Genomic DNA, 18,901 nt, shown 5'->3' with positions numbered 1-18,901 from the left:
TTAATTATCTGTTGATGAGAAAGTGTTTACTTGTTTTAGCTGCTATTATTTTATTCGGCCTTAAAGCCGGTGCCCAGGTTGATCAAAAAGCCTCCTATGATTTTGTTGAAAGGGTGATCCCCGGCAAGAGTAATTTGTTTACTGTTGAGTCTATCCCGCAACAGAACGGTAAAGATGTATTTGAGCTGGAAAGCCGTAACGGTAAAATTGTGCTCAGGGGTAATAACGGCCTGTCGGTAGCGTCGGCATTAAACTACTATCTCAAAAATTATTGTTTTTGCGATATTGGTTGGAATGGCACCAACCTTAACTTGCCAGCCACTTTGCCTGTGGTTAAAGGTCTTATCCACAAAACAACGCCTTATCAATATCGCTACTATTTAAACTACTGTACGTTTAACTACACCATGGCCTGGTGGGGCTGGGAACGCTGGCAAAGAGAAATTGACTTGATGGCCCTGAATGGTATTAACATGCCTCTGGCCATAACAGGCGAAGAAGCCGTCTGGCAAACCGTTTATAAAGACATGGGCTTTACCGATAAGCAACTGGACGAGTTTTTTAGTGGTCCCGCTTATTTTTCATGGTTTTGGATGGGTAACATTGATGCCTGGGGCGGTCCGCTGCCGCAGCATTGGATAGACTCGCATAAAGCATTACAAAAAAAGATTTTAGAGCGCGAGCGCTCATTTGGGATGACGCCTGTATTGTCGTCATTTACCGGCCATGTGCCGCCATCATTTAAAGATAAATTCCCCGGTGCTAAGGTTAAAAGAACCAACTGGGATGCCGGGTTTCCCGATGTTTTTATACTTGATCCCGACGACCCGATGTTTGAAAGCATCGGCAAAAAATATATAGAAGCACAAACTAAAGAGTTTGGTACCGACCACCTGTACTCGGCCGATACTTTTAATGAAAATGTGCCGCCAACAAACGATTCAACGTACCTGGATGGTATGAGTAAGAAAGTATTCAACTCTATGGCTGCTGCCGATCCCAAAGCTATTTGGGTAATGCAGGGTTGGATGTTTCACTATAATAACAAATTCTGGCAGCCACAACAGATTAAAGCGCTGCTTAACGCTGTGCCAAACGAACAGATGATCGTGCTTGATTTGTACAGCGATGCCCACCCGGTTTGGAACCGTACCGAAGCTTATTACGGCAAACCGTGGATCTGGAGTATGTTGCAAAACTTTGGCGGTAATATCAGCCTGTTTGGTCGTATGCGCCACGTAGCCGCCGATCCTGCCATAGCTCTGCATGATCCCGAATCAAAAAATATGCGCGGTATTGGTGTTACGCCTGAAGGTATCGAGCAAAATCCTGCACTGTTTGCCCTGATGCTGGAGAATGTTTGGCGTGATACCCCGATTGATGCCGATAAATGGGTGATGAATTATGCACAGCGTCGTTACGGACAGCTAAATAATCAGGCAGATGAAGCATGGCAGATCCTGTTAAATTCGGTGTATTCGGGGGGCTTAACTGAAGGCGGACCAGAATCGATCATTGTGGCAAGGCCGACAATGAAAAAATATATTGATAGGGTATTAACCAAACTGGATTATGACCCTATGCAATTGGTTAAAGCCTGGACGCTACTCATAAATGCTGCCGACAGCCTAAAACAAAGTGATGGTTTTCAGTATGACCTGGTTGATGTTACCCGGCAGGTTCTGGTTAACTATGCAAGTCCGTTGCAGCAAAAAATGGCGCAGGCCTATCAAAATAAAGATCAACAACAATTTAAATTATATAGCAGCCAGTTTTTGGAATTGATGGATGATATGGATGCTTTACTAAGCATCCGTAAAGATTTCCTGTTAGGCAAGTGGATCAACGAAGCAAGGGCTAATGGTGTTACGGACAAAGAGAAAAACCTGTACGAGTTTAATGCCCGCGACCTGGTTACCCTTTGGGGCGATAAAGAAAGCGGATTGCGCGAATACTCAAACCGTCAATGGGCTGGTTTAATCAAAGGCTATTACAAACCACGCTGGGCAATGTACTTTAACCAGTTAGATAAATCATTATCAACCAAAACCGACTTTAATGCCGAAGCTTTTGATAAACAAGTAAAAGATTGGGAATGGCAATGGGTAAACAAGCATGATAATGCTTACACTGATGCGCCTAAAGGTGATGCTATTGAAAAATCAAAGCAATTGTTTGCGAAGTATAATGCAGTTATTTTGGGAACGCGATAAGCTCAATAAATCGGAATAATGAAAATCGTCATTGCGATGGACGAAGCAACCCCAAACTATACAGGGGGGCTCTGCCAATTGGGGATTGCTTCGTACCTCGCAATGACCGCTAAATATTAAGGATACAGGATTACAATATACACATGAAGGTCCGCTACTATATACTAACATTCATCTTACAGATAACGGCTTTTACCGCAGCATACAGTCAGGGCTCAAATGATCATATTTTTCCAGCCACAGCTGTTGCAAAGCCTTATATTGATTTTGACAGCAAAGGTTTTGTTATCCAGGGTAAACGTACATTCATCGTATCAGCCGGTTTAGAATACGCCCGCATCCCGCATGAGCTTTGGTACGACAGGTTATTGAGGATCAAACGGTCCGGTTTTAATTGTATCGAGATCTATACTATCTGGAACTTTCACGAAGTGCAGGAAGGTAAATTCAATTTCACTGGCGACCGTGACCTTGGGAAATTCCTGGATATAGTAAAACAGTTGGGCTTATATGCTATTGTACGTGTTGGGCCATATTATTGCGCCGAGTGGGATAACGGCGGATATCCGATATGGCTTAAATTTAAAAAAGGCCTGAGGGTACGCGAGGATAACAAACCCTTTGAACAATATGTCGACCGCTTTTTTGATCATCTTTTGCCTGTGGTGTTCCAAAGGCAAATCAATAAAGGTGGTGCTGTGATTTTGGTTCAGTTGGAGAATGAGCACCCCAACGGCTGGGGAACAATAATGCCTGATGGTTACTTTAAACACCTGCAGGCAAAAGCTTTGGATATGGGTATGCAGGTACCCTATTTCTTCAGTGGATTACATCACGCCAGCGATCCGGCCGGTGATGTAAAACTGGATGACGATAAGCGGCCAAACCCATGGTTCTCTACCGAATTCTGGGCTGTTTGGTATTCACAATATGGAGCGAAGCCGGGAGATGCTGAGCTTTACGACAGGCGCACCTGGAAAATCATCGCCCATGGCGGTAATGGCTATAACTACTATATGGCGCACGGTGGTTCAAACTTTGGCTACACCAATAATGATGAGGATGCCGCTTCATATGATTACGGAACAGCAATAGGCCAGGCAGGTGATTTGCGGCCTATTTATTACACCTTTAAACGAGCAGCCTGGTTTGGTCGTAGTTTCCCGGATGTACTGGAGAACAGTACAAACGCTTCGGAAATATACAAAGGCATTGCCGTTGACACAACGGTTAAAATATCTGCCCGTACAAGCCCGGCAGGAGATCTGATATTCCTGGATAATCCGGGTACATCTAAGGTAAGTTCATCATTAAATATCAAGGGTAACGAGAACCTCTTTGCGGGAAAAAAGATCAGCCTGCATCCCAAAGAGATTTATCCGTTGGTACACAATTATAAGCTTAACGATGAGGTTACGCTTGATTGGGCGTTTACCCGCGTATTTGCTATTGTTAAGCAGGCTAATACCACAACGATTATTGTTGATGCTGAAGCCGGTGAGCCAGTGTTGCTTCGTTTTAATACCAAAGTGAAAGCTTCGTCAGTATCAGCTTCAGTGAAAGTTGAGAACGATAATGTACTGATTGATGACCAAATGTCTGCTACTGCCGAAAAGCCCGTTGAATATACTTTTAAGTCAGGCCTGCAAACGATAAGGGTGTTGGCCATGAACCGGGCCTTAACCGATAAAACGTGGGTTACTGAAAGCGAGGGTGAAAACTATATTATCACCGGATTAAACTATGTTGGCGAGGCATCGGTTAAAAATGGCCAGTTAAAATTAACAGCAGAATCATCTTTAACGCAAAATGCAGTTCAGAAAGCTACATTATATACTGATAGTAAAATAATACCATTCAGCATCGGTGCGCAGAAAGGCGATCAACAGTCAACTATCAGCTTAGCTAACTGGCAGTATAAAAATGCAGCAGTTAACGCGGCAACAAATGTAAACACAAGCAGCTGGCTCAAATCAAAAGATCCACAGCCGATGGGTGCAGATGCTGATGTTACTGCGGATGCCTGGTATAGGACTACTACCAATATACCATCCAACGGAAAATATACCCTGCAGGTGAAAGGCGGCGGCCGGGGACAGGCATTTATTGATGGCAAACCTGCCGCAAGATGGAGGCTGAACGATAATGAATTAACGCTTAACCTTACGAAAGGAAAGCATATTTTGACTGTTTTTGCTGCACACGATGGCCGCGATAAGCTGGCTGCTTACCTTGGGCCGATAGATGAGGTGGATAGCAAGGGGCTTTTTGGTAAGGCCTTGATCAAAAAGGGCGGACCGTTCATTTCTGAGCTTGGTGACTGGTATTTTGCCAAAGCCAACAAAAAAGACGATGTAAAGCAAGGACCATCGGCATTTGATACATTGATATACAAAAAATATAAAATAGGCAATGATGTTTTTAACCTGAAAGAGGGTTATGCCTGGTTTCACACAACTATTCCGCAGCAGCCTGCGGGGACTTCAAAATTAGCAGTGCTGTTTAAAAGCGTTGACGAAAACGCCACCGTATTTATTAACGGTAAACAAGTAGCCCATCATGACGGCTGGAACCAGCCATTTGAAGTGAACATTACTGATGCAGAAATCTTAAAACACCCGGTTGATCTTACCCTTTTTATTGAAAATTACTCAAATGAAGGGGGCATTGATCAATCTGTAAAAATCAATGCCATAGGTGATGCCACAGCGGTGATCAACTGGCAATTAAAAGGTGGTCCGGGTGATGCGCAAGCTGTTCAGGGCTGGACGAAGCTTGAAGCAGTTAAGCAAGTAAAAAATGCACCAGCCTTTTATCGCACCATTTTCAGTCTGCCATCATCAGCAGGAAGTACATTCATCTGGCGTTTTGATCCCGATGGATTAGGACATGGCTCCGTTTGGGTTAATGGTCACAACTTAGGCAGGTACCCTGAAAAACTGGATATGAAAAGCCTTTATATCCCCGAATGCTGGCTTAAACCGGGTGTAAACCAGGTGGTGGTTTATGACGAAGACGGCAATAGTATCAATAAAACCCGTATTGTGGCCGAAGAAGCTGCAGGCCGGTTAATCAAAGAAATTTCAATACCCGTTAATTAATATAATTGCAAAAATGGCTGCAACAACCGAAAGATTTACCGCGCTCGATGTTTTCCGTGGTATGACCATTTGCTTCATGATCATCGTTAATGCCCCCGGTTCGGGGGCAAACGTATGGTCGCCGCTTGATCATGCACCCTGGATTGGTTTTACACCTACTGACCTGGTTTTTCCTTCTTTCCTTTTCGCAGTAGGTAATGCGCTTAGTTTCTCCAAAAAGAAATTTGAAACTGATGCCGCTTTTATAGGTAAGATCTTTAAGCGTACTGTCATCATTTTCTTGTTGGGATACCTCATGTATTGGTTTCCGTTTTTTCATCGGGAAGCGGGTGTTTGGGTATTTAATCCGCTAAGTCATACCCGTATTATGGGGGTGTTACAACGGATTGCTTTGTGTTACTTTTTTGGCGCGCTGATCGTCCACTATTGTTCACAAAAAATGGCCATCATCATCTCTGCTGTGCTTTTATTGGGCTACTGGGCATTCCTGATCTTTTGCGGCGAACCGGGCAAAGAGTATACTATGCTTGGCAACGCTGGCACCCGATTGGATATCGTGTTGATGGGCAATGATCATTTATATCATGATAAAGGTGGCCCCATAGCTTTTGACCCGGAAGGTTTACTCAGCACCATGACTGCCATTGTGAATGTAATTGGCGGGTACCTGGCCGGAGCATTTATACAGCGTAAGGGTAAAAACTACGAGTCGGTTGCCCGTTTATTTATGTGCGGTGTTTTGCTAATCGCTGTTTCCTTATTCTGGGCGCAGTTTTTTCCCATCGCCAAAAAACTGTGGACGAGCTCGTTCACGCTGCTTACCATTGGTATCGATCTTCTGCTTTTAGGTTTTATGGTATTTGCAATTGAAATAAAAAAAATGAAGAGCGGCACCAGCTTTTTCCTCATCTTCGGACGTAACTCATTAGCCATATACTTGCTATCGGAGTTGCTGCTTACGGTGTTTCAAACCATTTGGGTAAAACCACAGCTAAGCTTTTATGACTGGATCAACCAGGTGTTTTATCAAAAGCTATTCCCGGGCGCTTTTGGTACGCTGGTATTTGCACTTTGTTACATGATGCTTTGCTGGCTGGTGGCGTACATGCTTGATAAAAAGAAAATCTATATTAAAATATAGGCGGGAGCTGAAAGCAGAAGGCCTAAAGCTGAAAGCTTTTTATAAGTTCTATAAAATAATTTATTGGCTTTGAGCTTTAGGCCTTCTGCCTTCAGCTTGACAAAATACAATACAGTGGCTTTGAATAAACTTGTTCGCGCTATATCATTTCTGATAAGTTTATTATTGGGCAGCAACCTATACGCCCAGCAAATAAACCATCTTCATTATGTTGACCCGTTCATTGGCACTACTGTAAGTAATGTGCTTACCAAATGGGGGAACAATGGCGGCTGTTATCCCGGAGCGGTTGCTCCGTCAGGATCAATGCAATTAAGTCCGGAAACACGGGTTGTAGGTGCCCGGGGATATAATTATACTGATAGTTCAATTTATTACTTCAGTTGTCTGGGGCATATGAGTGGTTTTCCGGAAGGGTCGTCGGGGCGCCTTTACATAATGCCGTTGAAAGGTGGTGCCAATTTTGAGGCCGGTAAATCAAGTCTGCGGTTTTCGCACAAAAAGGAGACCGCCCGACCAGGCTATTATAGAGTTTATTTTAATGATCAGCAGATCACGACAGAAGCTACAACTACCGCAAGAACAGGTATGTTCCGTTTTACTTTCGATGGGGATGCTGATCCGCAAATTTTTGTCGGTGACGGTGGTGAGATCCGAGCTATATCTGATAAAATAATCCATGCTTCAAACTTCAATGTAGTTATAAATTTTAGCGAAGGATATACAGATAAAAAGGAGGTTAAGGGAGGCTGGCTTTTCTCCTTCCCAAAAGCTAAAACAGGCGTTAAGGTGATCACTTTAAAGTTAAGTAAATCATCGGTAAGCAGTAATAGCGCACAGCATAATATTGATCAGGAAGCAGGGAATTTAAATTTTGATGAAGTATGTGCGAAAACGGGCCGTGAATGGGCTAAACTATTGTCCGTTGTAGATTTAAATGACAACAACGAACAAAATAAAACCGTGTTTTATACTGCTCTCTATCATTCGCTGCTGTTGCCATGGGTTGCCAATGATGCTGATGGCAATTATCGTGGCAGGGATGGTAAAATATATCAAAAAACAGGGCAAAACCAGTACGAGGCTTTTTCTCCCTGGGATACATTCCGGTCGTTACATCCTTTGCTCACTTTGCTATATCCGCAAAAGCAACAGGATGTGATCTTGTCTATGTTGGATGTATACAAGCAAAGCGGTCACCTGCCTACCGAAAGTATGACGGGCAACCATGCTGTTCCAATTATTGTTGATTCCTATTTGAAAGGGATTGTGGAGTTTGATAAAGATCTTGCTTATAAGGCGATGAAGAAAGATTTGGTTGATGGACCATTTGTTCAGTCAGACATAGAAGTTTATCACAAAACGGACTATGTACCCTTTACCCGGCCCGAGTCAGTTACCCGCACGGTTGAGTATGCGTATGATGACTGGGCGCTGTCGCAATTCGCGGATAAGGTGATGAATGATAAGCCGACTTATCAGTTACTATCAAACAGAGGTTTTAACTACCGTAATCTTTTAAATAAAGATGACCTCTTTATGCTTCCGCGTAATGGTGATGAGTTTAAACTGCAGCCCGGTACATCAGGATATAAAGAAGGCGACAAATGGGTGTATTCCTACTTTGTGCCCCAAAATGGTAAAGACCTTATTAACATGACCGGCGGCAATGAGCAGTTTGCCGCCCATTTGGATTCAGCTCTTCGTAATAATGTTATCCTCTTTGATAACGAAACTGTTTTTCACCTACCTTATCTGTTTAACCAGGCGGGCAAGCCACGGTTAACACAAAAGTGGGTAAGGGATATTATGCTAAACAGGTTCAGTGCTACTCCCGGCGGTTTGCCCGGTAATGATGACCTCGGTTCAACATCCAGCTGGTATGTTTTCAACTCATTGGGAATTTATCCTGTGTGCCCGGGCAGGCCGCTTTATTCCATCGGTGCGCCATTGTTTAAATCTGCAACCCTTTATCTGTCAAATGGCAAAAAGTTTGTCATCAGCAGTAATAATTCAGCATTAAAAAATAATTATGTACAATCGCTGCAGGTAAATGGTAAGGCATGGCAGCAGTTGATCCTGCCGCATTCGGTATTGATGAACGGGGGCGCGATGACTTTTAATATGGTTAAAGAGCCCGGTAGCTGGCCCGCGAATAAAGATCCGATTGAACTTTCAACCACACAAAAAAACACTGCTTTTAGCATAGTGAATTATTCGATCAATAAAAAAAGCATAGTTCCGGATGAACCGCTTGTAATAAACTTCAAGCTTAAAAATACGGGAAGCAAGGGCATCAAAACAGTAAAATTGTTGGTTAACGGAAAGCCCTACGCTTATAGGAATTGTTTGGTGGAACCGGGACAAATCCTTCAGGACTCTATTGTGTTTCGCCTTTATCCCGTAGGGAAATCAATACTGAAACTTGATAACACAATTCCGTTTATAGTTGAGGTGAAATTGCCGGGAAAGCCTCAGAAGCGCCCGTTCGAAATATCCGGGCTGGAGGTAAAGCCGATGATCAGATTAAAGGAAGATCAGCAAATCAGATACATCATAAAAAATACCGGTGGACTTAATCAAACCTTTATCATACCGGTAATCCAAAATGATTCGGTTGCTTTTAATGATAACATCAAACTAAATGCGGGTGAGGCTAAAATTATCAGCCATAATATAACAGCCACTCAAAAAGGGTTTAAGTACGTGAGGGTCGATATTGCTAAAACCATTTATAAAGTTTATCAAAGCGGTATAGAGTCCTTATTGCTTGATTTCAGGTCGATCGTTCCTGGCAAAGCGGTAACTGATAGTTCGGGATTTCATAACAACGGGAAGATTATTTCAGGTTCAATAGCAAATAATAAAGACCGGCTGTTGTTTGGCGACAGCACTTATGTGGAAGTCCCAAACTCACCGGCTTTGGACAATATGGATGAATCCATTACCATGATGGGATGGGTGTACCCGATGGGTAACGAGAAAGGCTTGGTTGATATCATTACCAAAGGCGATAATCACGTGTTGCAAATGACCGATAACAGAACCCTCACCTTCTTTGCCGGCGGGTGGGGCAGGGGCGACTGTACTGTAAACCTCCCTGCCAACTGGCAACAGCACTGGCATCACATTGCGGGCATATGCAATGGCAAAACGTTGTATGTTTATATCGATGGTGTTTTGGCGGGAACTTCCGTATTGGAGGCAAGCACGGATCTGTCGGTAAATAACAATTGGACGTTGGGCCGGAACGAGGAGTTTCCTTCAGAGCGGATCTTTCATGGTTATATTAATAAGGTAAAGGTATTTAAGGCAGCATTATCTGCTGATGACATTAAAACTATTGTATCGACGGAAAAACAATAGCCCGATATCGGTAAAAACTTCAGAAAAAAATTTCCGCTTTTCGCCGATATGATCTGAAAAATAAGAGATTTGCCAGGCCTGTTTAAACAAGCCTAAAAAATCTATCTGAAATGATCTTAAACATTTGCCCGAAATTAAAACGGAATATCTATTCGTTGCTATTGCTTTCGTTGGTTACCACCGCAGTAAACGCACAGCAAAAAGCAAATAAAGCTAAAAAGGACGAGGTTGACTACGTTAACCCGCTCATTGGTACCGCATCAACCGGTTTTGGCAAAGGTTTGGACGGTGGCGGTACTATGCCATGTGTAAATGTGCCGTTTGCCATGACCAATTTTGTTGCCCAAACTGGTGAGAATAAAATGAGCAAAATGAGTTATACCTATGAGGATAACTCCGTAATAGGCCTGATGGCCTCGCACCAGCCAACTGTTTGGATGGGTGATTATGGCTATGTATCTGTAATGCCTCAAATTGGTAACCTTCGTGTACTGCCTGAAGAGCGTAAGCTGATGTTTGACCATAAAGATGAGGTAGCCAGGCCCTATTACTATTCGGTAAAACTAAAGGTCGGCGCCAACGCAGGCATCAAAGCCGAAATAGCCGGTGCTAATACCTGCGGCATGTTCCGCTTTACATTTCCGAAAGCAGATCAGGCACATCTCATCATTCAGGGCATCAACCTAAATCCTGCACTTACCGATTGGGCGAATGATTTCAAGGTGCGCATGAAGGAGCTAAGAGGCTATGTACATATTGATACGGTAAATAATGAGATAACCGGCTACAACCCCGACAGACAATCGGCACAGCTTGGTCCGCAGCTAAAAAACTTTAAAGGTTATTTTATTATCAAGTTTGATAAGCCTATCCGCAGCTATGGTACATGGGATAACCAAACTGTTAAAAAGAAAAGTAAAGAGCAATTTGGTACCCGCATGGGCGCTTATGTGTCGTTCAAAGCAACTGGTAATACGGCGGTAAAAGTTATTGTAGCTACTTCGTTTATCAGCATTGATCAGGCACGCCACAACCTTAAGCGTGAAATTCCCGATTGGGATTTTGAGAAAGTGGTTAAAAGTACCCGTGATAACTGGCAGCAACAATTGAAAAAAGTACAGGTAACCGATATCACCGACGGACAAAAGACTATTTTTTATACGGCAATGTTCCACACACTACTTTTCCCAAGAGAATTTTCGGAATATGGCAGGTATTACAGTGCTTTTGATGATAAAATTCATACCGGCGTTTCTTACAACGATTATTCATTATGGGATACCTTCAGGGCTTTACATCCTTTGTTGATCCTTACCCAGCCCGAGCGCGTAAATGATATGGTGAAATCGCTGCTGCAAATGTACCAGGAGGGTGGCTGGATGCCGATGTGGCCTAATCCAACCTATACCAATATCATGATAGGTACCCATGCCGATGCTGTAATTGCTGATGCCTACATCAAAGGTTTCAGAGGCTATAATGCCGCTTTAGCTTATGAGGCCTTACACAAAGACGCATTTACCGCCCCCGATGGAGATGTTCAAAAAAAATGGGGCGACCGTGACCTGTGGACCAGCTTTGAGGCAAGGGGAGGGCTAACCAATTACCATACATTAGGGTATATCCCTGTTGATAAAACTAAAGAGTCGGTATCCCGTACCATTGAGTATGGTATTGATGATTACTGTGTTGCCCAATTAGCAAAGGCTTTAGGTAAAACAAGCGATTATAACCAGTTGATGGGTTGGAGCAAAAACTATAAAAACGTATACAATAGCTCAACCGGCTTTATGGCTCCACGTAACGCCGATGGCAGTTGGTCGACCCAGCCGGATAGTGGCTTTACCGAAGGCACCAAGTGGACGTATACTTTTGGCGCTATGCAGGATGTACCCGGAATGATAGCTCTCATGGGCGGCGAAAAAGCTTTTGCTGATAAATTAATCCACAATTTTAACGATGGACATTACCGTGCCGATAATGAACCTGGACACCATTACATCTACCTGTTTAACTATTGCGGTATGCCATGGAAAGCGCAGGAACTGGTAAGGCAGCATACGTCATGGCAAAATTTCAGAAATGCGCCAATAGGCATAAATGGTAATGATGATTGCGGTCAAACATCAGCATGGTATATCTTTAGCACGATGGGTTTTTACCCGGTAACGCCTGCATCGGGCATGTACAGTATCGGTGCGCCGCAATTCCCTTACATAGCAATGAACCTGCAAAACGGAAATAAACTGGTGATCAAAGCCACAGGTCTATCGGCTCAAAACAAATATGTAAAGTTGGTTACATTTAACGGAGTACCTATAAAAGACCATATGATATCGCACGAGCAAATCAGTCATGGAGGTACCCTGGCCTTTACCATGACCAATATCCCTCAAAAAGATTAATTAAGATGCAGTAGATGCCCTCACAATCAGTTGTGAAGGCATCACTAATTCTTGCTTAGGTTCAATAATCCGCCCTGACAAGCGGCCGAAAAGTATTTCGGCCGCTTGCTTGCCCATATCATACGCAGGTTGTAAAATAGTAGTAAGCGAAGGGTTAAGTATGGCTGCGGTAATTTGATTGGTAAAACAAACAACTTTTACATCGCGTGGGATTTGTAGTTTCAGTTCATCGCAAGCCAAATAAGTCGCGGTAGCCAGCTGTTCAACCGTAGCTATGATACCATCGGGTTTAACGGTTGCCAAATGCGCTTTGATCATATTTACATTTTCGTCTGTATATTTATTGGAGCAGGTAACTATTCCTGTATCTTTGGCTGCAAACCCATTATCAACTAAAGCATTGCGATATCCTTGTTCCCGGGCGGTTAAAATAGAAGGATATCCGCTGATGGTAACCAGTGAGATGTTTTTACATCCCGCTTGCAGCAGATGGCTGGCGGCATTGTAGGCGCTATTATAGTCGTCGGTTACTATTTTATCTGCAGTAATATCCTCGCATACCCTGTCAAAAAAAACTATGGGAATGCCCGTTTCCTGTAATGTTTTAATATGTCCGGTATCCTGGGTGCTGCTGGCTACCGACATAATGAGGCCATCAACGCGTCCGCTGGCCAGGTCGTTAAACATGGATGCTTCCCGTTCATAGCTATCATGAGTAAGGTAGATGAGCGCATGATATTTTTTTGGGGCGACAATACTTTCAATGCCGTTAATGGCCTGGCTAAAAAAGCTGTCGGCAATTTCGGGTATGATGATGGCTATTGTATTACTGCTTTGTTTGCGGAGACTACTGGCATAAGCGTTAGGTACGTAATTTAAACGCCTGGCAGCTTCCATTACCCTCAGTTTGGTTTCAGGACTTATATCATAGCTATCGCGCAGCGCTTTGGATATGGTTGCGGTTGAAAGGTTAAGCTCTTTCGCAAGCGTTTTCATATTCACCTTATCATTCTTGTTACCGCCGCTCATTTTTAGTATTGGTTGTGTTTAATTGTGGAGCAATATAACGAAAAAGATGTTCAGTAGTTCGGCGCAACTCAACCTGAACGGAGGAACGGCGTCTATATGCTAAAACAATCTTGGGTACGATTTAAATGAGAAAAGGCACAATTTCTTGCGCCTTTCGTGATCCCGCTGGGACTCGAACCCAGGACCCCAACATTAAAAGTGTTATGCTCTACCGGCTGAGCTACGGAATCATTCTTTAAATTTTCGCTTACTAAAGCAGGGCTGTTTAAAGGCAGCTTTTGTTTTTAAATAAAAAAGCCTCTTTTCAAAGGCTTTGTGATCCCGCTGGGACTCGAACCCAGGACCCCAACATTAAAAGTGTTATGCTCTACCGGCTGAGCTACGGAATCATACTTTTCAACTTCTTGGTTCGGTTAACCGTTTCCGTTTAAAGTGGTGCAAATATAGGGTTCTTAATTATTCCCTGCAAGCTATTTTTTAAATTAATGTTAAGCTTTTTTTAAGCTGTTAAAAACCAGTAAACTACAATTTTAGAACGGCTATTTTACCGCCATTTCCGGCTAATAATACAAGCTTGCCATGTTTTGCCTTACGGCAAACGTTAAAGCTTGTGCTGTCTATTTGTTTCCATGTTTTGCCTCCGTCAGTAGTAATATTACTCCCGGGTGTGCCTGTGGAAAGAAATATCCCGGATTTTATGTGCTCAACACTTGATTGAAAACCTGCCGGCCCTGTTTGTGGTGGTGTAAATGTGAGGACAGGGTGAACCGCCCGGATAGTCGCCACTGAATCTGTTTTTTTATCACTGGCATAATCACCCCCAACAATGATACCGGCATTTTGCCCGATCGATATTGAAAAAGCGCCTTCACTGCTTTTTCCATGTGTAAGAGGAAGGTTTGAATACTGCCATTGGTTATTATAAGGCTGCAAGGAAATAAGCCTGGCGTTGCTGCCTCCTGAAACGATGTATATTGCCTCTTTGCCTGATACTCTCAGACATGTGCCGCTTGCGGCAAATGATGCCTCTCCGGGCAGTGCATCCGGGGCATTTTTTGACTCATTCCAGGTTTCACCGCCGTCTTTGGTTTCCAGTAATAAGAATTTACCGTTGATCGGGTCGCCTAAGATGTAACCATGAAGGTTATCGGCAAAATCCATGGCGTCTAAAAAATAGGTGGTATCTGTTTTTCGATATTTTTCCTGCCAGGTTTGGCCGCCATCGACCGTTTTTAAGATGAGGGATGGCGTGCCCGAACTCATGATCACGGCTTCCTGATCATTGAATGCTTCGATATCCCGAAAGTCGTATTTTTCATATCCCTTTATTTGTTGCCAGCTCCAGGTTTTGCCGCCGTTGTTAGTTTTGGCGATGTATCCTTTACTGCCGCTTATCCACGCCGTATTATCATTAACTACTGATAAACCACGGATACTTGTTGGCTTATCCTGTTGTAAAACGGTAATAGTTTGTGCTTTCAGGACAGAACTGAACCACAAAGAACAAAGTAAGGTTCCTAAAGTAAAAATGCGGTTTAGCTTCATTATATTTGATATAAAGTGTTTTATGAAACCTAAGTTAGATTTTCAAAGGCCGTTAAACAACATAATATTGATTTTTTAATTTATTAAGTTGCAATTTGCCGGAAACGATTATATTTGCACGCTTGTTAATGAAACGATAAGCCCGGATGGCGAAATTGGTAAACGTTGCGGTCTCAGAAGCCGTTGAGAATTGTCTCTTGAGAGTTCGAGTCTCTCTTCGGGCACGCCTTTTTTAAGTGAGAAAAATTAGAATGTGAGAGTTGAAAGATTCTCACATTTTTTAAAAGCCCAGGTGGCGAAATTGGTAGACGCACCATCTTGAGGGGGTGGCATTCGTAAGGATGTACGAGTTCGAATCTCGTTCTGGGCACACCTCTTAAACAATTGTTTTTAAGATTTCTTTCCCTCTTTTAATCCACGGACTTCCTGCTGTAATACATTAACTACTACTGTTAAAAAATTCGAAGATCCGGTCGCTTTTATTATAGCTTTTAATTTTTGCCTGTAATACCGGCGAAGAGCTATATATATTTAGCGCATCACGCAGGGCGCCTGCTTTAAGGTTAGGGATATCCTGTCCAACTATGGTGATCACCTGTTTGGGATTTTCGCAGGCAAGGCAAAACAGCGCCTGCTCAATGGCAAATGTTTTACCGCTGCTGGTACCTCCCTGGTTAATTACCACATGCGCGGTTGAGAGATAATTTTGTTTGAACAGGACAGAACAGTGAAAACCTTCCGGTTCTTTAAATGGAATGTCGGTGATTATTTCTTCATCGGTCATTGTTGCTGATTTTTAAATCTGATACCTGAACTTGCAACGGGTACCAGCTTATAGTTTTACCTCTTTTTCGCTACCGGCAGGGGGCGGGCCGGAGTTAAAGATCTCCACTTTTAAAGGTTTTCCTGCTTCCGTATTTGGTGATGGATCATGTTTTTCGTTCCACCCCATGTTTTTTAGCGCGAACATTGCCCCGGTTGCGTTTTGGTGCAGATGGGCTTCATAACAAGCTTCTACGCGTAAAATGCCTTGTTTAACTGCCTGTGAAAACGGGCCGTGCTGTACATAAGTATAAAACTCCTGCCGGCTGCTAAAGCCAAGGGCAAGGGCCAGCCCTGATAGCGTTGCGGGTTCGGGTTCACGGTCCCAAACCTTTTGTTCAATAGTTTCTGCATTGTCTTTACTGTTTTTTACCGGTTTTTGTTCAATATGATATTTCCCCTTTATATAGGCGAAATATTTGTCAATAAGCCGCTCAACCTGGGCGGCGTTATTAAAGGAAGATATATTGGGTTTCATTATGTTTTAAATGCCGATTGGCATAAAAGAATAATCAAATGTCGGAAATATTTTTTACAATTACTAATTTTATTGGTAATTTTTTATTTGAAGCAGATATAGCAGATGAGCATAGGGTGAAATGAATAAGATGTAAATATTTTCTTTTTTAATAGAAAATATTTACATTTGTATATGAGCAAAGCAATTAAACGTAATACAGCTATTGAAGGCAGGCAAGGGCAGGCTGCATCCCGCCCCTATGTATTTACCGATGCGCCTATACAGGTTTTTAATGATCTGCTGATGCCTTATGAAACCTATTTTAAATCGCCTTTGGCCAAGCTTGGGGCTATAAAACAAGGGTTGCGTTCAAATTCCATCACTGATTTATTAAAGGTAACCGGTGCTACTCAAAGTGATATTGCCAAATGGCTGCATATAACCGAGCCTACTTTGCGTAAGCATTTGCAAAGCACACATGAGTTAAACCAGGGGCTGAGTGAGCACATCATTCAACTGTTTGAGCTTTTTGATAAAGGCCTGGATACCTTTGGCACCCTTGACGAGTTTAAAGGCTGGCTAAAACATTATAATCCGGGCATTGATGCTATCCCTTTTGATTTACTTGATACCATAACAGGCATTAGTATTGTAATAAGCCAGCTTATCCGTATTGATTACGGTGTGCTTGCCTAAAAATAATTATTGAATTAATGATTTAGTGAATGATTGCATTTTTTTCGCAAATTTATGATCACTAAATAGGTTATTAATCTTTCCATCTATCTTTTGAACGTTTACCGGATAAGTCAAACCAAATATGCCCATGACCGCAAAGGCTCAGGAATTGACGGCCGATGGAATTCATTGGGACAATATATGATCTATACAGGCGGTTCGCTGGCTCTTTCGTGCCTTGAAAAACTGGCGCATTCGCCTGGCACTGCTTTATATGCCGGTGATTTTTCAGTTATTATATTTCAGATACCGGATAATCTGCCTGTTTTTGAGATCACTGTAAACAAACTCCAAAAACTTAATGCCAACTGGCACAAGGTAATTAACTACCCGGTTACTCAATTACTTGGCGATACCTGGCTTCGTAAAATGGAAACGGCCGTATTAAAAGTACCATCGGCAATTATTGATCTGGAATATAATTACCTGCTTAATCCGGCCCATCCCGATTATAACAAAATAACTATTAGCAGCATAAACAAGTTCACCTTTGATCCGCGGCTTAAAGCGCAATAAAATCTTGTACAAACAAATAACTTAAATAATTATTTTATAATTGCACGGATAAACCTTTTACTTTTCCTGCATCGAATAATTATAATGGGTATTAATAAAACAAGCGTTTTAATTTTTGCAGGCTTGCTCATAAGTATCAGAGTACACGCCCAGGATAAAAGATACATCCCGATAGGGCACACTAAATATAAAGATACAGTACTGGTTACCCATCCCGACACTACTTTTGAAAAAGATATATTTGACGTTATAGGATCCATTTTTGGTGAAAGCAAAAAGCCCGGCAAAGTTGATTCTGTAACTTCAAAACCCGTAATATCAATTATTCCGGCTATAGGTTACACTTTACAAACAGGGTTGGCGGGTACTATATCAGGCAATGTGATTTTCAGGTTAGCACCCGATACCCGGATCTCCACCATAACAGTAAACCCTGCCTACACTCAAAATAAGCAGGTGATCGTCCCCATCCAATCAAACATATGGTCGAAAAATAACAAATATGATTTTATAGGCGATTTCAGGTTTTACAAATATCCGCAAAGTAGTTTTGGCTTAGGCAGTAATTCTGACAGGGATAATGAAAATCCCCTGGTTTACAGTTTTTTTCGTTTCCATGAAACTGTTTTGCGCAATATAACCGGAAATTTTTATGCCGGTTTGGGGTATATTTTTGATGACAGGTGGAATATGTACGAGAAAGGGCAGTTAAACGGAAAAACGTCCGACTATGAAAGGTACGGCCCTGTTAGCCGCGCTATATCAACCGGGATAACGTTTAGCGGGCTCTATGACAGTCGCGATAACTCGATCAATGCATCGCGCGGATTTTACACCTCGTTACAGTACCGGGATAATTATACTTTTTTAGGCAGTACAACTGCCTGGCGCTCTTTAATTGTTGACGTGCGCAAATACTTCAGATTTCCGGAAAGCTCGGATAACGTGCTGGCCTTTTGGTCATACAATTGGCTGGTAATTAATGGCCGGCCGGCATACCTCGATCTGCCCGCTACAGGGCATGACCCGGGCTTTACTACCGGGCGCGGATACATACAGGGTAGGTTTAGAGGGGCGCAAATGGTTTATCTTGAAAGCGAATACCGGTTTAAAATAACCCGGAATGGTTTACTTGGAGGGGTAGCTTTTGTAAACGGCGAGTCGTTTTCGGCAGCACCGGGTACGGCTTTGCAAACTGTGCAGCCCGGTTTTGGGGCTGGTTTAAGAGTTAAACTGAATAAGGTATCCAAAACCAACATAGCCATTGATTATGGTTTTGGGCGCGAAGGGTCAAAAGGCTTGTTTATTAATGTGGGCGAAGTGTTTTAGTTGAAGTGTATTCTTTTGATTGACAGTGTATTGTTGGTGGCTTGAATTTTAATTTTTATAATTTTACGGCGTTGGAAATCCCCAAAAACGGCCTGTTCTCTGTTTGTTTTTGCATTTTTATTAAAAGTTCATTACCGCGCATAAACCGGCAACTTTAGCATGACTATTGACGTATATTTATATAAAGGTTAAAAAAAGTTAAAAAATTAATTCGTTTAACCATATTTAATGAAATT

12 protein-coding genes and 4 tRNA genes are annotated in these 18,901 nt (G+C 42.6%); 10 read left to right on the top strand and 6 right to left on the bottom strand.

Annotation, left to right across the window (positions count from 1 at the left end; all coding sequences use genetic code 11):
- The first annotated feature begins 14 nt into the window (after positions 1 to 14).
- From ABIC84_RS07120 to ABIC84_RS07100, 5 genes are all read left to right on the top strand, one after another.
- Entirely contained in the window at positions 15 to 2,213 is a 2,199-nt protein-coding gene (locus tag ABIC84_RS07120) for an alpha-N-acetylglucosaminidase (protein ID WP_429263128.1), read from the top strand.
- A 143-nt stretch (positions 2,214 to 2,356) separates the two neighbouring features.
- Positions 2,357 to 5,314, top strand: a complete 2,958-nt coding sequence (locus tag ABIC84_RS07115; protein ID WP_429263127.1) for a beta-galactosidase — start codon at positions 2,357 to 2,359, stop codon at positions 5,312 to 5,314.
- Between the two features lie 13 nt (positions 5,315 to 5,327).
- Positions 5,328 to 6,455 carry an acyltransferase family protein gene (locus ABIC84_RS07110; RefSeq protein ID WP_429263126.1) on the top strand — a complete coding sequence of 376 codons (1,128 nt, stop codon included), beginning with the start codon at positions 5,328 to 5,330 and terminating at the stop codon, positions 6,453 to 6,455.
- Between the two features lie 120 nt (positions 6,456 to 6,575).
- Positions 6,576 to 9,821, top strand: a complete 3,246-nt coding sequence (locus tag ABIC84_RS07105) for a GH92 family glycosyl hydrolase (protein ID WP_429263125.1) — start codon at positions 6,576 to 6,578, stop codon at positions 9,819 to 9,821.
- Between the two features lie 110 nt (positions 9,822 to 9,931).
- Positions 9,932 to 12,226, top strand: a complete 2,295-nt coding sequence (locus ABIC84_RS07100; protein ID WP_429263124.1) for a GH92 family glycosyl hydrolase — start codon at positions 9,932 to 9,934, stop codon at positions 12,224 to 12,226.
- Here ABIC84_RS07100 and ABIC84_RS07095 read toward each other — a convergent pair whose 3' ends face one another.
- The 4 genes from ABIC84_RS07095 to ABIC84_RS07080 all read right to left on the bottom strand — a co-directional run bounded on the left by ABIC84_RS07095 (position 12,227) and on the right by ABIC84_RS07080 (position 14,800).
- Positions 12,227 to 13,255: a LacI family DNA-binding transcriptional regulator gene (locus ABIC84_RS07095; protein WP_426580761.1), complete on the bottom strand. Its 1,029-nt coding sequence runs from the start codon at positions 13,253 to 13,255 to the stop codon at positions 12,227 to 12,229. It abuts the gene before it with no gap.
- A gap of 157 nt (positions 13,256 to 13,412) precedes the next feature.
- A tRNA-Lys gene (locus ABIC84_RS07090) sits at positions 13,413 to 13,485 on the bottom strand.
- Between the two features lie 86 nt (positions 13,486 to 13,571).
- A tRNA-Lys gene (locus ABIC84_RS07085) sits at positions 13,572 to 13,644 on the bottom strand.
- Between the two features lie 133 nt (positions 13,645 to 13,777).
- Positions 13,778 to 14,800 (bottom strand): WD40/YVTN/BNR-like repeat-containing protein, encoded by a 1,023-nt coding sequence (locus ABIC84_RS07080; protein WP_426580759.1) that lies wholly within the window; start codon positions 14,798 to 14,800, stop codon positions 13,778 to 13,780.
- A gap of 140 nt (positions 14,801 to 14,940) precedes the next feature.
- On the opposite strand from ABIC84_RS07080, the gene ABIC84_RS07075 reads away from it, so the two are divergent.
- Both ABIC84_RS07075 and ABIC84_RS07070 read left to right on the top strand, forming a co-directional pair.
- Positions 14,941 to 15,024 (top strand) — tRNA-Leu (locus ABIC84_RS07075).
- Positions 15,025 to 15,086: 62 nt separating this feature from the next.
- Positions 15,087 to 15,170, top strand: a tRNA-Leu gene (locus ABIC84_RS07070).
- A gap of 69 nt (positions 15,171 to 15,239) precedes the next feature.
- Here ABIC84_RS07070 and ABIC84_RS07065 read toward each other — a convergent pair.
- Positions 15,240 to 15,584: a hypothetical protein gene (locus tag ABIC84_RS07065; protein ID WP_429263123.1), complete on the bottom strand. Its 345-nt coding sequence runs from the start codon at positions 15,582 to 15,584 to the stop codon at positions 15,240 to 15,242.
- Between the two features lie 48 nt (positions 15,585 to 15,632).
- A complete protein-coding gene (locus ABIC84_RS07060) occupies positions 15,633 to 16,100 on the bottom strand; it encodes a terminase small subunit (RefSeq protein WP_429263122.1) in 468 nt (155 codons plus the stop codon).
- 174 nt (positions 16,101 to 16,274) lie between these two features.
- Here ABIC84_RS07060 and ABIC84_RS07055 point away from each other — a divergent pair, with 174 nt between their 5' ends.
- The 3 genes from ABIC84_RS07055 to ABIC84_RS07045 all read left to right on the top strand — a co-directional run bounded on the left by ABIC84_RS07055 (position 16,275) and on the right by ABIC84_RS07045 (position 18,665).
- On the top strand, positions 16,275 to 16,778 hold the full coding sequence (locus ABIC84_RS07055) for an antitoxin Xre/MbcA/ParS toxin-binding domain-containing protein (protein ID WP_426580722.1): 504 nt from the start codon (positions 16,275 to 16,277) through the stop codon (positions 16,776 to 16,778).
- Positions 16,779 to 16,871: 93 nt separating this feature from the next.
- On the top strand, positions 16,872 to 17,336 hold the full coding sequence (locus ABIC84_RS07050) for an RES family NAD+ phosphorylase (RefSeq protein WP_426580720.1): 465 nt from the start codon (positions 16,872 to 16,874) through the stop codon (positions 17,334 to 17,336).
- 84 nt (positions 17,337 to 17,420) lie between these two features.
- A complete protein-coding gene (locus ABIC84_RS07045) occupies positions 17,421 to 18,665 on the top strand; it encodes a hypothetical protein (RefSeq protein ID WP_426580718.1) in 1,245 nt (414 codons plus the stop codon).
- Positions 18,666 to 18,901 lie beyond the last annotated feature (236 nt).

Source organism: Mucilaginibacter sp. 3215, from assembly GCF_050433785.1.
Lineage (GTDB): Bacteria > Bacteroidota > Bacteroidia > Sphingobacteriales > Sphingobacteriaceae > Mucilaginibacter.
Note: the sequence above shows the minus strand (reverse complement) of the source record. Positions and strands in the feature narration are given on the sequence as shown.